12 protein-coding genes are annotated in these 17,124 nt (G+C 37.3%); 4 read left to right on the top strand and 8 right to left on the bottom strand.

Annotated features, from left to right (window positions below; translation table 11 throughout):
* Positions 1–9: 9 nt before the first annotated feature.
* Together B8977_RS10365 and folD are read right to left on the bottom strand one after the other, a co-directional pair.
* Positions 10–639 (bottom strand): 7-carboxy-7-deazaguanine synthase QueE, encoded by a 630-nt coding sequence (locus tag B8977_RS10365; RefSeq protein WP_084017690.1) that lies wholly within the window; start codon positions 637–639, stop codon positions 10–12.
* Positions 640–653: 14 nt separating this feature from the next.
* Complete coding sequence (gene folD / locus B8977_RS10360) at positions 654–1,532, bottom strand: bifunctional methylenetetrahydrofolate dehydrogenase/methenyltetrahydrofolate cyclohydrolase FolD (protein ID WP_084017640.1); 879 nt, start codon at positions 1,530–1,532, stop codon at positions 654–656.
* Between the two features lie 180 nt (positions 1,533–1,712).
* Between folD and B8977_RS10355 the strand changes: the two genes are divergently transcribed.
* The 4 genes from B8977_RS10355 to B8977_RS10340 all read left to right on the top strand — a co-directional run bounded on the left by B8977_RS10355 (position 1,713) and on the right by B8977_RS10340 (position 7,953).
* Positions 1,713–2,924, top strand: coding sequence for a BaiN/RdsA family NAD(P)/FAD-dependent oxidoreductase (locus B8977_RS10355; RefSeq protein ID WP_084017639.1), 1,212 nt, complete (start codon positions 1,713–1,715; stop codon positions 2,922–2,924).
* Positions 2,925–3,057: 133 nt separating this feature from the next.
* Positions 3,058–4,293, top strand: a complete 1,236-nt coding sequence (locus B8977_RS10350; protein ID WP_084017638.1) for an OmpP1/FadL family transporter — start codon at positions 3,058–3,060, stop codon at positions 4,291–4,293.
* 7 nt (positions 4,294–4,300) lie between these two features.
* Positions 4,301–5,863, top strand: coding sequence for an SGNH/GDSL hydrolase family protein (locus tag B8977_RS10345; RefSeq protein WP_084017637.1), 1,563 nt, complete (start codon positions 4,301–4,303; stop codon positions 5,861–5,863).
* Between the two features lie 89 nt (positions 5,864–5,952).
* The gene (locus B8977_RS10340; protein WP_084017636.1) at positions 5,953–7,953 is read left to right on the top strand and encodes a ComEC/Rec2 family competence protein; all 2,001 of its coding nucleotides are present in this window, start codon (positions 5,953–5,955) and stop codon (positions 7,951–7,953) included.
* Here B8977_RS10340 and B8977_RS10335 read toward each other — a convergent pair.
* The 6 genes from B8977_RS10335 to B8977_RS10310 form a co-directional block, all read right to left on the bottom strand.
* Positions 7,937–8,395, bottom strand: a complete 459-nt coding sequence (locus B8977_RS10335) for a thioredoxin family protein (protein WP_084017635.1) — start codon at positions 8,393–8,395, stop codon at positions 7,937–7,939. The genes B8977_RS10340 and B8977_RS10335 overlap by 17 nt on opposite strands.
* 37 nt (positions 8,396–8,432) lie before the next feature.
* On the bottom strand, positions 8,433–10,235 hold the full coding sequence (locus tag B8977_RS10330) for a peptide MFS transporter (RefSeq protein WP_084017634.1): 1,803 nt from the start codon (positions 10,233–10,235) through the stop codon (positions 8,433–8,435).
* 86 nt (positions 10,236–10,321) lie between these two features.
* The gene (locus B8977_RS10325; protein ID WP_084017633.1) at positions 10,322–11,995 is read right to left on the bottom strand and encodes an MFS transporter; all 1,674 of its coding nucleotides are present in this window, start codon (positions 11,993–11,995) and stop codon (positions 10,322–10,324) included.
* An 11-nt stretch (positions 11,996–12,006) separates the two neighbouring features.
* Positions 12,007–13,515: a peptide MFS transporter gene (locus B8977_RS10320; protein ID WP_185116608.1), complete on the bottom strand. Its 1,509-nt coding sequence runs from the start codon at positions 13,513–13,515 to the stop codon at positions 12,007–12,009.
* A gap of 83 nt (positions 13,516–13,598) precedes the next feature.
* A complete protein-coding gene (locus tag B8977_RS10315; RefSeq protein ID WP_084017631.1) occupies positions 13,599–15,335 on the bottom strand; it encodes a peptide MFS transporter in 1,737 nt (578 codons plus the stop codon).
* A 28-nt stretch (positions 15,336–15,363) separates the two neighbouring features.
* A complete protein-coding gene (locus tag B8977_RS10310) occupies positions 15,364–17,022 on the bottom strand; it encodes a peptide MFS transporter (RefSeq protein WP_084017630.1) in 1,659 nt (552 codons plus the stop codon).
* Positions 17,023–17,124: the final 102 nt, after the last annotated feature.

Here is a 17,124-nt window from a genome sequence, read left to right as displayed (position 1 = left end):
AAAATTTCGCTAAGGAATATCCAAATACTTATGCGTTTGAACAGAAACCTGCCATTTTGGATTTGCTTTCACATATTCAACCACCAGCGGAGACATTTTTTCTTTTTTGCTCCATTCCACCTGTAAATACAATCTACAACTGGAATCCACTAGTTCCGCATATTTCTCCGCAAAACGGAAATCGTCATTGTTAAAAATAATGCATTTCAATTCAGAAGCTTTTTCCAGAACATCCGGTTCTACATCTGCTAATTTTTTCGGAGAAAGCGTAATCCAGTCGATTTGCCCGCTGAGCGAATAAGCGCCTGAAGTTTCAATATGAATCGCCGCTCCGAATTCTTTTAGTTTTTTAGTCAAAAAATCCAGATTCCACATTAATGGTTCGCCCCCTGTGATGATAATCGTTTTTGATAAATCAGTTGCTTCTTTAGCTAATTTCTCTATATCGGTCAACGGATGTTTTTCCGCATCCCAACTGTCTTTCACATCGCACCAATGACAACCCACATCGCAGCCCCCCAAACGAATGAAATACGCCGCTTTTCCCGCATGAGCACCTTCGCCCTGAAGCGTGTAAAAATGCTCCATCACCGGAAGAAATTTTCCTTCTTTCAGTAATTCAGATTGTTCTTCAGTAATGGAATTTAATGCAATCACTTTGTATTATTCTTGTAAGCTAATAATGTATTTTTCAACAACATGGCTCTGGTCATCGGTCCTACTCCACCCGGAACCGGCGTGATCCATGAAGCTTTTTCTTTTACATTTTCAAAATCAACGTCACCCACCAATTTGAACCCTCTTTCGGTCGTTGCATCATCCACACGTGTGATTCCCACATCGATCACTACGGCGCCTTCTTTAATCATTTCTGCTTTTAGAAATCCTGGAACACCTAATGCCGTAATCACAATGTCAGCATGTTGCGTGTAATAAGATAAATTTTCGGTGTTGCTGTGCGTCAAAGTCACGGTACTATTTCCGGGGAAATCTTTTCTTCCCATCAAAATACTCATAGGACGACCCACTATGCGGCTTCTTCCAATTACAACGGCATGTTTTCCACGTGTCGAAATATCGTAACGTTCAAGCATTTCCAAAATTCCGAATGGCGTAGCCGGTAAAAATGTACTCATATCGAGCGCCATTTTTCCAAAATTTTCCGGATGAAATCCGTCAACATCTTTTTTTGGATCGATAGCTTCGATGATTTCTTCCTGGTCGATTTGTTGTGGTAACGGAAGCTGAACGATGAATCCGTCTAAATCTTCTTGTTGATTTAATTTTTGGATGGCTTCTATTAATTCGGTTTGAGAAACGGTGTTGGGCAATTTAACCAAAGATGATTTGAATCCAACCTGTTCGCAATCTTTGATTTTATTGCTTACATACGTTTGGCTCGCACCATCATTTCCTACCAAAACAGCCGCCAAATGCGGTGGTCTTTTCCCTTCTTTTATAAGATTTTCTACCGATTCTTTGATTTCCTGTTTGATTTCACGCGCGAGTTTTATCCCATCCAAAAGTTGCATACCGAAATTTTTGTGCAAAGGTACGAATCGTTTATCGAAATGCGAAGTTCGAAATTCGTAATTTGAGTTATTAAGAATTTCAGAAAATTAATATTAAATCCATCTCATTTATTTATCCAATTTTAAATAGTCCTAATTTTATGCGAACTTCGCCAAACGAATTTCGAATTTCGAACAAAAATGAAAAAAATTGCCATCATCGGAGGCGGAGCTGCCGGATATTTCACTGCAACAAACTTGGGAAAGGAATTGGGGAAACAAACTGTTTTGTTTGAGCAGGCTTCTTTGCCCTTGCAGAAAGTACGTGTTTCGGGTGGTGGAAGATGCAATGTGACGCATGCTTGCTTTGACCCAAATGAGCTGGTAGAATTTTATCCGCGCGGAAAAAAAGAATTGCTGAGCGTTTTCCATAAATTTCAGCCGGGCGATACGATGGAATGGTTTGAAAGCCGGAAAGTTCCGCTGAAAATCGAAGATGACAACCGCATTTTTCCTGTTTCCAATTCTTCTTTGAGCATTATCGAATGTTTACTAAAAGAAGTAGATAAAAACCAAGTGGAAACTCGATTTGGAGAAACGGTTTTATCCATTCAAAAAAAAGAAAAATCATTTGTAATTAACACAAAATCAGATTACTATGAATTTGAAAAAGTCATTTTCACACCGGGAAGCAGTATAAAATCGATGGATTTGATGAAAAATATAGGACACAAAATTGTAAAACCTGTTCCTTCATTATTTACATTTAACATCAAAGATGAACGTTTGAAAGATTTGATGGGAATCAGTTTTGAATGGGCTGAAATTTCTATTCCGCAATTAAAAATGGAATCGGAAGGACCGATGCTCATCACACATTGGGGATTGAGCGGGCCTGGAATTCTGAGGCTTTCGGCTTGGGGCGCTTTGGAATTGAATAAATTGAATTATGAATTTCAGATTTGCATCAATTTTATTCAACAAGAACTGGAAGAATCCATTGAATTTCTAAATGAATTTAAAATCGAAAATGCCAAAAAATCTATTTATAAAATCAATCCTTTTTCTTTCCCGAAACGTTTCTGGAACAGAATTCTGGAAGTTCAAAAAATTCCTCAGGATTTGACTTTTTCTCATTTAAACAAAAATCAGATTCAAAATATTTCTAAAGAACTGACCGAAGGAATTTACAACGTAAAAGGAAAAAGCACATTCAAAGACGAATTTGTAACGGCGGGCGGTGTGGATTTGAAAGAAATCAATTTCAAAACGATGGAAAGCAAAGTCGTTCCGAATTTATTCATTGCGGGAGAAATTCTGAATATAGATGCCATCACGGGCGGGTTTAATTTTCAGGCTTGTTGGAGTGAAGCATTTTTAATTTCAGAACATTTGAAATCATCTTTACTGTAACTTGTACACCAATTCAAAACTTCCTAAGTTATTTAACTATTGGGAAATCAGAAATTTTACTATGTACGCATAACAATTCCAATTAATTTTTTTACATTTGTTTACATAACATTAACATTTAATAGAAAATAGCATGAGAAGAGTTTATTTGATGCTTGCTGCATTGGGTCTCTGTACAACTGCATTTGCAGGTGGATACCGTGTAGCATTGCAAGGGGTGCGTCAGGCATCCATGGGACTTACGAGTGTGATGCACGCTCGCGATGCAAGCATTGCTTTTTATAACCCTGCGGGTCTTGCATTCGTAGAGGGGAAATTAAGCATCGCTGCCGGTGGATTTGGAGTAATGAACAACGTGAAATGGCAGAACGAAAGTACGCTTGAAAGTGCTGAAACGGATAGCCCATTGGGAACTCCGCTTTATTTTGCTGCTTCTTACCGTCCGATTGAGGATGTAACGGTCGGAGTGAGTTTCACAACGCCTTTTGGCAGTACTGTGAAATGGCCAAGCGACTGGGCAGGAAAATCTAACATTACAGAAATTGAATTAAAATCATATTTCATCCAGCCGACTGTTGCCGTGAAATTCAATGAATGGTTCAGCGCAGGTGCTGGATTTATCTATGCGATGGGTTCTGTGAACTTGCAAAGAACAACGACCGTTGCGGGAAACGATGTAGGACTGGAATTGGATGATACAGATGCACACGGATTAGGATTTAACGTCGGTGCTTATTTCCGTCCGAATGAAAGAGTAAATATCGGTTTGGCATACCGTTCAAAAGTAGACATGAAAGCCAACGATGGTGATGTGATGTGGTCAGGAACTCCTACAGCATTAGGTTCAACGATGCCATTTGCTTCGAATCAATTCTCAGCGATGTTGCCACTTGTATCTGAATTCACAGCAGGTCTTTCTTATCAGGTAACTGAAAGATTGATGCTTGCAGGTGAGGTTTCTGTACATGGATGGAGCAAATATTCTGATTTGGACATCAAATTGGAAAATTCTGAAACGGGAGCGACATTTGACTCTTATGCAACCAAAAATTTCAAAGACCGTGCTGTTTACAAATTCGGAGCGGAATACCAGGCAACTGATATGCTGGCAGTGAGATTGGGTTACTATTTCGACGAATCTCCTTCACCGGCTGAGCATTGGTCTCCTGAAACGCCAAGTACCAACTTGCATGCTTTTACTGGAGGTTTAGGATTTAAATTCGGAGAAGGATTCTATGTGGACGCTTACGGACAGTACAGCATGGGCGTTGAACGATTTGTACACAATGTAGAAAGCGGTTTCCAAGGTGATGTAAATTCAAGCGCATTCATTTTCGGACTTGGACTTTCTTATAACTTTTTAAATTAATCCAGAAATGAAAAATTTATCTAAAATATTTATTGCAACTTCACTGGTTGTTTTTGCAAGCTGCGAGCCTGACTTTGACGAACCGGTTGAAGATTTCCAAGCGACTTCGGGTGATGCCGATTTCTCCAAATATATAGCTTTAGGAAACTCTTTGACTTCAGGTTTTACTGATAATGCGCTTTTCATCAATGGACAAGTAAATTCGTATCCGAATATGCTGGCTATGCAAATGGCGATGGCAGGCGGTGGTGCTTTTACTCAACCTTTAATGCCGGATGAAATCGGAGGATTCAATGGACCTGCTCCTTTATACATGGATGGAAGGTTAAATTTAGTAATTAATCCTGCTACAGGTGCTATGGGTCCGGTTGCAACACCGGCTCAATCACCACTGACTATGGTAAATGGTTCTGTGAACAACATGGGGGTTCCGGGAGCTAAATCATTTCATTTAGGATTAAATGGTTATGGTAATCCAGCAGGAATAGGGGTTTACGCAAATCCTTATTTTGTTCGTTTTGCTTCGTCTCCTTCAACTTCAGTTATTGCTGATGCGATAGCACAACAACCTACTTTCTTTTCATTATGGATTGGAAACAATGATGTGCTTTCTTACGCTACGGGGGGAGGTGTAGGTGTCGACCGCACAGGGAATTTTGATCCAACAACTTATGGTTCGGAAGACATTACAGATCCAACTGTATTAGCAACCGCAATTAAAAATTATTTAATTGCTTTAGATGCCGCAGGTGCAAAAGGAGTGATCGCCAATATTCCAAGCATTACAGACATTCCTTATTTTACAACTGTGCCCCATGCACCTTTAAGCCCTACAAATGCTTCTTTTGGACCAATGATTCCTGCATTAAATGCACAATTTGGTCAACTAAATGCTGTATTTGATTATTTAGGAGTTCCTGAAAGAAAAATTGTATTTAATACTGATTCAGCAAGTGCCGTTGTTATTGAGGATGAAACTTTGACTGATTTATCAACTCAAATCAGAACAGTTTTAGTTTCACAAGGAGTTGATGTAGGTACAGCTACGGTTTTAGCTGATACTTATAAAAAATCGCGTCAAGCGACTGCCGAGGATTTAATCGTATTTACATCACAAACAATAATTGGTCAAATCAATACAACTCGTCTAACCGAATTAATGACCATGGGAGTGCCACAAGAACAGGCGGCTCAACTATCCGTAAATGGAGTTACTTATCCATTAACTGACAAATGGGTTCTGATTCCAACTGAAAAACAAGCTGTTCTTACGGCTACAGCAGCTTACAATGCGGCTATAAGACAATTGGCTACAGATTACAATTTGGCTTTTGTAGATGCACACAAAGCAATGCAGGATTTGAGCAGTCAGTCAGGTATTACTTATTTCGGGAATACTTACACAACGACTTATGTAAGTGGTGGTGCATTTTCTTTGGATGCAGTTCACTTGACAGGTAAAGGATATGCGGTCGTTGCGAATTATTTCATCGATGCAATTAATCAGAAATACGGTTCTACATTGAGAAATGTAAATCCAAACAATTATCCCGGAATTAAGATTCCATAAGAGGAAATAAAAAAACTTCTCATTTTTTATATAAACGCCTTCTTTCGAAGGCGTTTTTTTGTATATTTAATTGACCTAACCTACTTAAAATGAAAGACCAACCTTTCTTATTTCCTTTATTGGGGATGATTTCCGGTATTCTTTTGGGACAATTTCTACATGAAAGTGATTGGCGATTTTTGGAATTAATTGTTCTGACCGCAATTATTTTCATTCTCATTTTCAAATCAAAATTTTACTTTTTAGGAAGTCTATCTATTCTGTTATTTTTCACATTTTTTGGAATCATCAGATTTCATCATTTTAATTCAAAAGAAGAATTAAATTCTGATTTATTAAATGAAAAAAAATGGGTTAAATTAAAAATTGAAAACACTTACCGTTCCTCAGAAAAATATAGAAAATACAAAGCTGAAATTATTTTTGCAGATTCGATTTCAACTCAGAAAACCCATCTTTTGCTTTATTGGAAAAAGGAAAATCAACAATTACATGCCAACGATAAAGTATGGGTTTACACTAAAATTCATCAAACCGAACCACCTAAAAACCCGCATCAGTTTGACTATCAAAAATACCTCAGCCGACAGCAAATTCATTACACTTCCTTTTCGGGTTCGGTTTATTATATTGAACTTGTAGGAAATAGCTGGAACAACAAAGCCGCCAAATTCAAGTCAGAAATCCGAATAAAATTACTCAGTTTCGGTTATTCTAAAAATGCAACGGACATCATCGGCGCGATGCTTCTAGGCGACCGAACCGAAATGGATCCTGAAGTCGAAGAAAGTTACCGAAAAACCGGCGTCGTCCATATTTTGTCCATTTCAGGTTTACATATTGTGATGGTTTACACGATATTTTACTTTCTGTTTTATCCGCTGATTTATCTTCAAAAAGGGAAATTATTGAGGATTATTTGTAGCCTCATTTTCATTTGGTTGTATGCTTTATTTGTCGAATTGCAACCGCCTGTTGCCCGTTCGGCATTGATGATTACAATTTTCCATCTCGCTTTGGTTTTCAGAAGAAAACCCAATATTTACCATACGTTGGCACTTTCTGCTTTTGTTTTACTAATTATCAATCCGAATTTTATTTTCGATGTTGGATTTCAACTAAGCTATGCAGCAGTATTTTTCATCGTTTGGTTGATGCCGGTTTACAGAAAAATTTTACCCTTTAAAAATCGAAAACTAATTTACATGAGAGATTTCACAGGAACAAGTATTTCAGCTCAAATGGGCACATTTCCGATTGCTGCGTTTTACTTTCATCAAAGTTCTGGTCTATTTCTAGCAGGAAATATTTTAATGATTCCTGCTTCGTTTCTGATGATTTTAGGTGGAATGTTCAGTGTTTTATTAGCTTGGCTAGATATTGATTTTGAAATCTGGATCCAAGTTTTCAATGGATTTTTCTGGTTATGTAATTGGTTTATAAATTGGCTTTCATCGCATGAAAATTTAGTTTTTGAAAACATTTCATTCAATATTCTTGAGGTTTATGTTTTGCTTTTTATCATTTTAGGAATAAGGTTTTTGGTGATGAATTATTCGCCCAAATATTTCATTTCAATACTTACTTTGTTTTTAATTTTTCAACTGAGCAGAATTCACAAAAATTATTCCTTCGGCCAAAAAGAAGAATTCATTGTATTTAATCAATACAAAAATTCAATTTTGGGAATCAGAAAAGGTAAAAAATTGGATGTATTTATTTCTGATGAAATAGATTCTGCAAAAATCAATCAATATATCATAAAACCTTATTGCATTAACGAAATAATTGATTCGATTCATTATTTCAATATGGAGAATGAAATGAATTTAACTTATGCAAAATCTAAAAATATCATTGTTTGGAATGGTAAAAAAATCCTGATTGTGAATCGTGACTTAGATATAAAAACAAACGATTTTGATTATATTTTAATTCAAAATTCATCTGAAATTCATTCAGATTCCATTTCAAACAAAACAGAAGTTATTTTGGATGGAAGTAGTTATCCGAATCATCTTGAAAATTCAGAATTTAAGCTTTGGCGCACACGTGATTCAGGAGCGAAAGTGATTACTGTTTCGCGTTAAGCCCTTCGATCAATTTGTCTTTCGGCATGAAACCCAACAAAAGCTTTTCCGTTTCTCCATCGCCATTCATCACTGCATAAGACGGATAAGACATTTTTCCCTGCAACGAAAAATAGGCAAAAGCATTAATCCCACGCCCATTGCTGGCTTTAACATATTTGTAAACTTTGCCTTTAAAGGTAACGTCTTCTTTGGTTTCCGCATTGAACTTTACAGGAATGTAGTTTTCGTTGATGTGCTTCACCACCTCAGCTTCCTTGAAAGTAGATTGATCCATTTTTGTGCACCAACCGCACCAACTTGTATAAAAATCGATGAAGTAAGGCTTGTGTGGATTTGCTTTTTGGGCGGCTTCCGCTTCGGTCAATGAAAGCCAATTGATGTCTTGCGCCGAAACGTAAGCAGAGAAAAGCATTAAGCTGAAAATTATATATTTCTTCATTTGAAATTCAATGATTTAAGGAACACAAATTTACAAATTATTTGATTCCATGCATTAGTTTTTTCATAATTGGACTGAGGGACATAGCTAATAATCCCATCCCAATCGGAACAATCGTAAAAATAAGGAAGAAAGTTCCAATAGAATATGCTTCCGAAATTTTGTCAATCATCCCTCCCATTGCTCCTGCAGATTTTTGACCAACTGCAATTGCTAAATACCAAACTCCGAACATGAAAGCAATCATCCTTGGCGGGACTAATTTACTGACATAAGAAAGTCCTAGAGGTGACAAACACAATTCGCCCATTGTGTGAAATAAATAAGCCAAAATCAAGAAAATGATACTCACTTTTGCGGTCATAGCTCCTTGCGGAATGTCCCATGCACCAAATGCTAAAATCCCGAACCCAATTCCCAAAAGGATTAATCCGAATCCGTACTTCATACCTGCACTTGGGTTGTATTTGCTTTCCCACCATTTTGAAAATAATGGCGCTAAGGAAATAATAAAAAATGAATTCAAAATCGCAAACCATGAAGCATCGATAGTATTTCCAGGTTCAGAAAATTTATTCACCAATCTGAAAATTACCAAGCACCAAATTCCCATGAAAGCTATTCCCAAAAAGATATTGGACAAACTGATTTTTCTAAATGTTTGGCCAAATAATTTAAGTAAAACCCATGTAATAATAATCAAAGGAACTGTAGTCAACAATGCGTCAATAATTTTAAAAATCATAGCGGATGAACCTACCAATTCGCGGTCTGTGTAACTATCAGCAAAAATGGTCATCGAACCCAAAGACTGTTCAAATGCCATAAAGAAAAATACCGTAAATAATCCACAAAAACAAACGGCGATAATTCTATCTCGGGTAATCGGGGAATAACGTATAATTCGAGTAATCAATAAAATCAAAAAGGAAACAAGCGCTACCAATACAACGAAGTGAGTTCCGCTGAGACTTCCTACCTTAAAGGGTAAAAGATTTATTTTTTCAATTTTTTCCAAAGGATCGTTGAACAAATAAAGCAATCCTCCGACTGCTGAAACAACCATCAAAACATAATCGAACATTCTGAATGGATTTCGTTTATCCGTTTCTTGGTTCACTACTTTCGGACCATCTTCTAATTCTTCAAATTTAGCATCTGTTAAAGGCAAATCGGGTGTCAAATTATATCTTGTTGGCTTGGCTCCAATATCACCAAAAATAGGTCTTGCCAACCAAAATTGTAAACATCCTAACATCATAAAAATACCTGCCAAACCAAATCCCCAAGACCATCCAAAATTTTCTGCCAGATAACCACAAATCATCATCCCAAAAAATGCTCCGGCATTTACACCCATATAAAAAATGGTATAAGCTCCGTCCTTTTTCTCATCTTTTCCTTTATACATGTTGGAAATGATAGATGTAATATTGGGTTTAAAAAATCCGGTTCCAATTACCAATAAACCTAATCCTAAATAAAATGAAGATTTCGTTTCCAAAGCCATGGCTGCGTGCCCCAAGGTCATGATAACACATCCAATCACAACAGCAACACGATAGCCGGTAATTTTATCGGCAACATATCCGCCAATCAAAGGCGTTAAATATAACAAAGAACCATAAGTTCCAATAAGCGCCAATGCATTTTCTCTCGGCCATTCCCAACCGGGATTATTGCTTAAAAGTCCAGCGGTTAAAAACAAAACTAGTAAAACCCTCATTCCATAGAAGGAGAATCGTTCCCACATTTCAGTAAAAAAAAGTACAAATAATGCGGATGGATGCCCCAATACCGTAGAACTAAAGATATTTTCTCTCGAACTTGAATCGCTCATTAAATTTTTATTTAAGACCGCAAAGTACTAAGTTTTTTTTAAATGAAACAGCCCGTAGGGAAATCTCTGCGGGCTGTCTTAATTATTTACTTATTTATGTTTTCTACATCGGGTTCGATGTCCCTTAATCTTCGTTCTCTAGGACGTATGACCATTCGGTCGTAAATCGTCAAAGAAATCACTGAAAACATTCCGATTGCGAAAATTACGTACCAGATTTTGTTTGGATTGTAAGTCTGCCACAACATATCTGCCATGTCCCAATGAGACATTCCTAATTTTTGCTCCGCCAAAGTGAAGTACTCATTTTTAGAAAAAGGTAAATGCACATTGGAAATATCGGCACCTTTGGTTGTTGCAAATTCTCTAAAAGAATCCCCCACGGAAACCCAATCTACTTTTTCTGCCTTCAAATCAAATTGTTTTTCAAAAGTTGAAATCGGCATATTAAGTGCCTTCGAACCGGTTTCGATAAATTTCTCAGGAGAAACTACTTCCGGCATCGCAATGTTTCGTGTTTTCATTTCTGTTTGAAGCAATGATAGTTTGTCTGACCAAGCCTGATACAAATCTCCTGAAATGAAACTCGTTACAAAATAACTCGCCGCTACAGGAAGAAAATAAGTTCCTTGGTACAAACCTTCTTTTCCTTTTGGGGTAATTAAGGCGATAAATGAAGAAACTGTCGGGCTCGACATCATTTCTCCAATCGCAAAAATCATCGTTCCGATAATCGTAAACCACACATTTCCTGAATAAAAAGTCAATCCAATACCGATGGATGCGATGATTGCTCCACGAATTACAGCGGTAATATGTCGCATTTTGATTACGAAATAGGAAATTGAAATTTGACAGAATATAATCATCAAGGAGTCAATATTGGTAAACCATTCTGGTTTTACTTGTCCGTTTAATGTAAGTGCTTCTGCAATAAAAGGAATATTTAAATTGATCCAATCACTTATTACTGATGAGTTTACCCAATCTTCAATAAAATTGGGAAGCGTATTAAACAATTGATTAAACATCGTCCAAAATCCAACCATCAACAACAAAAGGATAGAAAGTCTTGTATCTTTTAATGCTTCAAAAATTCCCATGACAGAATCTTTAATCGCTTTGCCGATGGAATCTTTTGGTTTTTCAATTTTGGGTTCTTTATAAAATAACAACAACACAATTAAATTAATGGCAATTACAACCGCAGCTTGAATGAAAATGATTTTCCATCCCATGCTGTTTCTCAAAGTAGAAGACATTGCAGGTCCGATGAAGCCACCAATGTTGACCATCATGTAGAAAATCCCGAACCCCATCGTTCCAGTAGTTTCGTCCGTGTTTCGGGCTATGATTGCAGAGGCGACTGGTTTGAAAAATGCTGCGCCGATTGCCACAAATAAAAACACAAAATAAACACTCCAAAAAGTCCGTACTTCACCCATCATGTAGTAACCCGAAATGAGTATTACATAAGCGATGATGAGCGAAAGTTTGTATCCGATTCTGTCTGCAATTACTCCAAAAATTAAGGGTAAAAAATAAAGAATTCCCACAATAAAAGACATGATGCTTCCTTTCTGGATGTGATTAAACCCAAGTCCTCCATCATCTGTTGAGCCTACTAGGTACAATCCGAAAAGTGTATAAATTCCATACCACGCCCAGCGTTCCATCAATTCCATGAAACTGGCTATCCAGAAATTTTTATTAAATGAACCCAGCGTCTGGAAAAGTGATTTATTATTATTTTCTTTCATTTTGAATTAAATTATTTTACTTCCTGCATTAATTTTTTGACAAGCGGCGAAATCAGTATCAGCAATACTCCTGCTATTACTGCATACAACCCCAACTGTTTATATCCATCTGTATAAGCAATCAGCGCATCGTAATTGGTAGAACCTTCTTTAGCTGTGGCCATGTTTGCACCGATGATTCCGGCAACATATTGCCCATAAGCACTTGCCAAAAACCACAATCCCATCATCATCCCCTGCAATTTCTCCGTGGAAAGTTTTGTCATGATGGAAAGTCCAATGGGCGATAAACAAAGTTCCCCTAATGTAATGACTAACAAAGCTATTGTGAATATATTCAATGAAGTTACACCTTGTAAATCCGCAAATAATCTTGTTCCGAATAAAACATAATATCCTAATCCAAGGAATATAAACCCGAGTCCGAATTTGATAATTGTATTGGGTTCAATTCTCTTTTTACTTAACCAAATCCATAACAATCCCAAAACCGGTGCAAGAAATATAATAAAAAACGCACCTGCGGAATTATTCACACCATTTGGATCTAAGCCTAATAAATCTTTGTTTAGGTTCTTCGCTGCAAAAATGCTCAATGAACCACCACTCTGCTCATAAATTCCCCAGAATAGAATTGAGAAAATGATAAAAACAAGTGCAGCAAAAAGTTTTTTACGGTCTGCAGAATTCACTTTAGACATTTCATAAAAAAGATAAATGAGCGTCAAAGGTCCGATCGTCCACATGAAATAATCGGTATATTCCGTCTTGGCAACCATAGTCATAATCAAAGGCACAAAAACCAAAGTCAGTGCATAAACGCCATATTCTTTCCATTTTTCAATAGGTTGGTAAGTCCCGTCCACTTTTATCATTTGAGGCTGTAATCCAATCGGACCTAAACTTCTCTGCGTGAAAACGAAATTGATCAAACTGATGACCATTACAATTGCTGCCAATCCAAACGCCACATTCCAACGCAAAGCTTCCGGAATTGCATCAGCGAACATTTCACCTTTTCCGATCGCAATACAAAGGTAGCCACCCAATAAAGCACCCAAATTAATTCCTGCATAAAATAGTGAAAAACCGGCATCTGTCCTTGAGTCTCCTTTTTTGTAAAGTTTCCCAACCATTGTTGAAATATTTGGCTTAAAAAAACCTGTTCCTACAACTGTAAATGCAATTCCCAAAAAGAAAAATTTATGTGGGTCTGCTGCCAGAATCAAACTTCCGACAATCATCAAAAGTCCACCCCAGAAAAGTGATTTCCTGAATCCTAATATTTTATCCGCAAATAAGCCTCCGACAAAAGTGAAAGCATAGACAAAAGCCTGCGTTGCTCCGTATTGGAGATTAGCTTCTGTTTCGGCAAGATTTAATTGGTGAATCATAAAGAATACCAACATCCCGCGCATTCCGTAGAAACAGAAACGTTCCCACATTTCAGAGAAAAAAAGCGACCAAATCTGTTTGGGATATTTTCCTTTGAAATCTTGAATTTGTTCAAGTGTTACCATAATGTGTTAATCTAAAAAAAGAGGATGCTTTCTTTCGAAAACATCCTCGCTAAAGTATAAATTATTATTGTCCGTTAAACATATTAACGAATTCCGTGCATCATTTTTTTCAAAATAGGAGTAATTGCTGCCAATATAATTGCTGCGATACCACACAAAATCACAAATACCATAAAGAATTCAAATAAGCTGGTGATTTCAAATCCAGCAAAAACCGGATATTGGAATGGCAATTGATTCTCAGTTAATACTTTTTGAACTTCAGGCGTCAGTGCAACTGATTTGTCCAAAATTCCTTGCAAATTAATTCCTAATTCGGTTGCTTTTTCAAATTTCTCTCCGGTTGCCGGTAAGATGGAGCCTAACGTCCCTGCCAATGCATACCCTGCAGCATTGGAAATGAAAAATACACCATATAACAAAGATGAAAATCGTTTTGGAGATAGTTTCCCTACCAACGACAGTCCGATAGGAGATAAACACAATTCACCACAAGTTTGGATGAAATACAATAGGATCAACCATTTGATGGCAAGCAATCCTGTATTGCCTAAATCTTGTACATTATACGCTATGATGAAATAACTCACTGCCATCAATGCTAAACCAATCGCTTGCTTGAAAGGTGAAATGGGCTCCTTTCCTTTTGCTCTTAATTTGTCCCATAAAATACTGAATGGAATTGCCAAAACCACTACAAACAATCCATTGAATATCTGAACCATTGATGGGGGCATTTCCCAACCTAAAATATTCCTGTCTGTCTGATTATCTGCAATAAATGTCAAAGACGAACCTGCTTGCTCAAATGCAGCCCAAAAGAAAATCACAAAGAAGGATATGATGTAAATTACTAAAATTCTATCGCGCTCCACCTTCGTTAAAGCTGAATCTGAAATAATCAACGTAGCCAATGCGATACCGGAAGCATAAATGATTGGATAAATAATTCCTTTGATCATTTGCGCACCTTCCAGATTTGAAAACCCGATGCCATCTACCATCAAATATTGAAATACAAAAAATAAGGCTACAAATAAAATCCCAACAAATGTCAGAGATTTAGAGGAAAATGCTGCTTTTGTTGCTTCACCTTCTTCAAAATCGTCAGTGGTGTTATTTTTTGGAGACCCACCTATTGCACGTCCATCCGGTGTTACCACATATCTATCTTTTAATAAAATGAAAGTTACAGTACCTATTACCATCGCAATTGAGGCAGCAAGATACCCCCATTTGAATGCAAATAAATCACGAACACCATCTACTTTTACGTCACCTAAGAATGGACAGATAAATTGACCCAAAAATGCTCCGATGTTGATTCCCATGTAGAAAATGGTAAATGCAGAATCCAATTTGCTCTTTTCTTGTTTTGGATAAAGACTTCCCACCATCGAAGAAATGTTCGGTTTGAAAAATCCGTTTCCGAAAATAATTATACCCAATGCCACCCACAATAATGTAGTGGATAGTCCTAAGTTTTCGCTAAAAAAAGACGCACTGAAGAACAATAACAATTGTCCGATTGCCATCAGTGTTCCTCCTAAAATGATACAAGCGCGGTTTCCTAAAAATCTATCCGCAATGAATCCTCCCAAAAGCGGAGTCAGATAACACAGCGCCAAAAATCCACCATAAATAATGGAAGCATCTGCTTCTTTCATCATCAATGCGTTGACCATAAACAAGGTCAAAAGGGCGCGCATTCCATAGAAGTTGAAACGCTCCCACATTTCAGTTCCGAAAAGTACCCAAAGGCCTTTCGGATGTTTGGTTGACTTAGGTTCTTCTAAAGTCATTTCATTAGTTCCCACCATGTGTGTATAATTTTAGTTCTTTATTGTTTTAATGTATATTATTTTCCCGCATTACTTTGTTGAGGTATTTCAGAAGTGCAAACATCAACAAGGTTGCAAACATAAGCAATCCGAAATTTATCCAAAAGAAATTTGATTTATCATCGTAAGTATCCCACAAACTCGCCAGTACACCGGACATTTTATTTCCGATAGAAGTGGACAAAAACCATCCGCCCATCATAAGGGAAGTAATATTTGCCGGACTCAGTTTTGAAACCACGGACAATCCCATCGGACTGAGGAATAATTCCCCAATTGTGATGATTCCATAATTCGCGACGAGCCACCAAACGCTGACTTTTTCTGCGCCGTTTCCGCCGGCTTTTACGGCGGCAATCATTACCAGAACGGATAATGCCGAAATCAAGAGTCCAAATGCAATTTTGGTTGGTGTCGAGGGTTCTTTGTTTCGATTTCGTAAAAATGTGAAAAACGCAACCACTAAAGGTGTAAATATAATTACCCAAGCCGGATTGATGGATTGACTTAAATTCGTTGCCCACAGTGAAATTTTTGATTTTTCTTCAGGTAATTTTTCAGGAGCGACATTTCTGAAATAAATCGGATAATTCACTTCTTTTATAACTTTGTCTCCTTCTTTCTGAATCCTGAATGCCGCATCATAGGCAGCAACCGAATCTTTTTTATATTCAATTTCTTGCGCCAAATAAAGTCCGTTGAAAACGTCTTCCGAAACGCCTGTCACTTGTCTGTCCGTGTATCGGTCTGCCCAGGTATTGAGTGCTGAACCATTTAATTTGAATACTGCCCAAAATAAAATTACGACTGAAAAAATTGCCAACAATGCACCGATCGAACGTTTGTGTTCGCTTTTCGCCCTGAAATAAATATTGGCATAAAAGAAAACAACCGGAATACACGCAAAAATAAATGCATCCGTACTATCAGAACCAAAGATAGCCGCATTGGGATTTGAAGCAGATTCAACACCTTTTATCAACCATCCAATCGCGCCGAAAACTGCTGATGGCACCAAAATGAACATCACAATTTTCCCGAAAGACATATCGCCTTCCTGAACACCTTTTTTCTGGTCGAAACCAACGTAATGTTTCGTTCCCAAAAGGAAAACAATCACACCGATGAACATCCCGACACCGGCTGCTATAAACGCAAAATTCCATCCTAATAGAATGTACAATGCCGCACCAAAGAAGTTACAAATAAAGGCTCCGACATTGATTCCCATGTAGAAAATATTGTAACCTTCGTCTTTTTTTGTTTTAAATTTTTCTTGCGAATAAAAATTCCCTAAAAGCGTGGAAATGTTCGGTTTAAAAAATCCGTTCCCGAGAATCACCAAAGTCATCGCTACATACAAAGCAGTAATATTGTGCACGCTCATCAAAACGTAACCCGCTCCCATCAGCAAACCACCGATGATAATGGATTTTCTGTAACCCCAATAACGATCCGCAATCAATCCACCAATGAAAGGTGTAAGAAAAACCAATGCGATGAAAGTTCCATACAAATCGGCTGCTTCCTTTTCGGTCATCGCAAATCCACTTTCCACATCTTTGAGGTAAAGCGTAAAAATCCCGATCATCAGATAATAACCGAAACGTTCCCACATTTCAGATAGGAACAAAAACGGTAACGCTTTAGGGTGATTTTTCCACATAATTTAAAATTTTAAGGTATAATACCTTTTTATATTGTGTTCTTATTTTAATTTTTATCAAATCCCAGAATTAAAAAGACATTCTCACTTTCTGCTAATTTT

The organism is Moheibacter sediminis, assembly GCF_900176425.1.
Lineage (GTDB): Bacteria > Bacteroidota > Bacteroidia > Flavobacteriales > Weeksellaceae > Moheibacter > Moheibacter sediminis.
Note: the sequence above shows the minus strand (reverse complement) of the source record. Positions and strands in the feature narration are given on the sequence as shown.

What these genes read in the sequence shown, in the direction of transcription:
- folD (WP_084017640.1), bottom strand. Translation starts at nt 1,532, where the DNA reads ATGCAACTTTTGGATGGGATAAAACTCGCGCGTGAAATCAAACAGGAA.
- B8977_RS10355 (WP_084017639.1), top strand. Translation starts at nt 1,713, where the DNA reads ATGAAAAAAATTGCCATCATCGGAGGCGGAGCTGCCGGATATTTCACT.
- B8977_RS10350 (WP_084017638.1), top strand. Translation starts at nt 3,058, where the DNA reads ATGAGAAGAGTTTATTTGATGCTTGCTGCATTGGGTCTCTGTACAACT.
- B8977_RS10345 (WP_084017637.1), top strand. Translation starts at nt 4,301, where the DNA reads ATGAAAAATTTATCTAAAATATTTATTGCAACTTCACTGGTTGTTTTT.
- B8977_RS10340 (WP_084017636.1), top strand. Translation starts at nt 5,953, where the DNA reads ATGAAAGACCAACCTTTCTTATTTCCTTTATTGGGGATGATTTCCGGT.
- B8977_RS10335 (WP_084017635.1), bottom strand. Translation starts at nt 8,395, where the DNA reads ATGAAGAAATATATAATTTTCAGCTTAATGCTTTTCTCTGCTTACGTT.
- B8977_RS10330 (WP_084017634.1), bottom strand. Translation starts at nt 10,235, where the DNA reads ATGAGCGATTCAAGTTCGAGAGAAAATATCTTTAGTTCTACGGTATTG.
- B8977_RS10325 (WP_084017633.1), bottom strand. Translation starts at nt 11,995, where the DNA reads ATGAAAGAAAATAATAATAAATCACTTTTCCAGACGCTGGGTTCATTT.
- B8977_RS10320 (WP_185116608.1), bottom strand. Translation starts at nt 13,515, where the DNA reads ATGGTAACACTTGAACAAATTCAAGATTTCAAAGGAAAATATCCCAAA.
- B8977_RS10315 (WP_084017631.1), bottom strand. Translation starts at nt 15,335, where the DNA reads ATGGTGGGAACTAATGAAATGACTTTAGAAGAACCTAAGTCAACCAAA.
- B8977_RS10310 (WP_084017630.1), bottom strand. Translation starts at nt 17,022, where the DNA reads ATGTGGAAAAATCACCCTAAAGCGTTACCGTTTTTGTTCCTATCTGAA.